Below are 1,846 nucleotides of genomic sequence, written 5' to 3'. Positions count from 1 at the left end.
ACGTTTTTAAATTCGTTGCTAACGTCGCTGGCAATACCATTCTCAATAGTCAGATCTTCAACCAGATTGAGCTTCATCTGCTCGGCGCCAACGGCTAGATTTAAATCTTTAATGTTCACCCAGACAATGTTTGGACGCGTGGTTGACTCAAAGACATAACGCTGATTGGTAAGATCGACCACGACCTGCCACAAAGTCTGCGATGCTTCAGGCGCTTCCGGATCTGGAATTCGAAATGGTTGAGCTGCATTGCGCATAACGCTCATCATCGAAGCGACAGCCTGCACTTCAGTTTTTGGTTGCGGCAAGCGACTGACATAATAACTGGCCCTTGCAAAACGATCACTCGCTTTCGTTGAGCCAGGTATTGGCTGAGTTCCGCCAAGGCCACTAATACTCTTAACCAGTGCCAATTGTTGATCATAGGTCGGTGAATTTGTCATTACGCGGTATTCAGCACTGTGATAAACAACTGGCTTGCCAGCAACATACTCTATAATGCACGAATCCCCTTTGGCATCCTCAAGTGCCAGATGGAGGGCCAAAGGAACGCCGCCTGTCGGATCGTCCATTTGCACGACTTGAACGTTCGTCGCCTCAATCCACGAGACCGCTTCAGCGACAGTAGCAAAGTTATCGAGAAAGTATTGCAACCATATCGCCTGGCTGAGCTTGGGCCTGTCTTGGTTCACCTCACCATACTCTGACTCTGCCAACCATAGAATATGCCCTGCGAGCCCCGCTTCATTCAAACCGTCTACAGAAACGATATCGAAAGCGGTGGCCACGATGCTTCCATATTTCGAGGTCCATTTTAAATCTCCGTGGACCCCATCGTTTCTCTCAATGCCCCGGGGTTGTGTCCAGAGGTTCGTCATCAAATCTTTATAAAAATCCATGTTACGACCAGCTATTACCAGGCCATTAGCATCGGACCAAAGAACTCGCGTGCACATTCAAAAACCCCGCAAAGATAAACAGTGATCTACAGTATTCCTATATAATAATTAATTTATTGAAATCATGCCGATATGCAACACATCATATAAATAAATAATAGAATTCAAATTTAAATGATTTTGATTTCTATTAGAAAATTATTCCCTGATTTGCGCATTTGTATTTACCTAAAGCCAACATTATCGGTAATTAAGCAGCAATCTCGTGGCATGACAAAATTGGAGGCCTTCAGAAATGGATCTAACAACTGACTTGGTAAAGTACGTTTCGATTGTTGTGATCGGCCTTTTGCCCATTATGAATCCATTGACCACTATCCCGCTGTATATGTCGCTAACGAAACGCATGAGCGAGGAAAACAAGCGAGCGCAAGCAAGGAAGACGAGCATTTATGCATTCCTTATACTGACTGTGTTCATGCTCCTTGGAAACGGCATAATAAAAATCTTTGGAATATCCTTACCCGGCATTCGTGTCGCGGGCGGCATCATCATCATGATATTGGCATTGCGTATGATTTTTTCCGGCGAGGATACGTCATCGCAAGTGGATGCCGATCCCGCGGAAATTAAAAAAGCAGATCTTGATTATTCGTTTTCACCGCTTGCGATGCCAAGCTTGGCCGGCCCAGGATCAATAGCCGTCGTTATGGGCTTTTCATCCCAAATTCCGAGTGATCATACCATATTCGGCCACGTGGTTATCGCCATCGGCGTGGCGATCATGTCTATCATCGCTTACATCGGCTTGTTATCATCCAACTGGATCGAAAAGTTTCTTGGTGATCACGGTATGCAAGCTGTGACGAAAATTATGGGGTTTCTGTTAACCTGTCTCGCCGTTCAATTTCTTGCGTCGGGCATCAGCCAGTTCGTCACGCAATTCA

At 45.6% G+C, this 1,846-nt stretch carries 2 protein-coding genes; one reads left to right on the top strand and one right to left on the bottom strand.

The genetic code is table 11. From position 1 onward, the window contains the following. Positions 1–899 (bottom strand): linear amide C-N hydrolase (locus CEV31_RS13200; RefSeq protein ID WP_235818104.1); only part of this gene is annotated, 899 nt, incomplete at its 3' end. 295 nt (positions 900–1,194) lie between these two features. Between CEV31_RS13200 and CEV31_RS13195 the strand changes: the two genes are divergently transcribed. Further along, positions 1,195–1,846 (top strand): MarC family NAAT transporter (locus CEV31_RS13195; protein ID WP_143850946.1); only part of this gene is annotated, 652 nt, incomplete at its 3' end.

The sequence above is a fragment of the Brucella thiophenivorans genome (assembly GCF_002252445.1).
Taxonomy (GTDB): Bacteria; Pseudomonadota; Alphaproteobacteria; order Rhizobiales; family Rhizobiaceae; genus Brucella; species Brucella thiophenivorans.
Note: the sequence above shows the minus strand (reverse complement) of the source record. Positions and strands in the feature narration are given on the sequence as shown.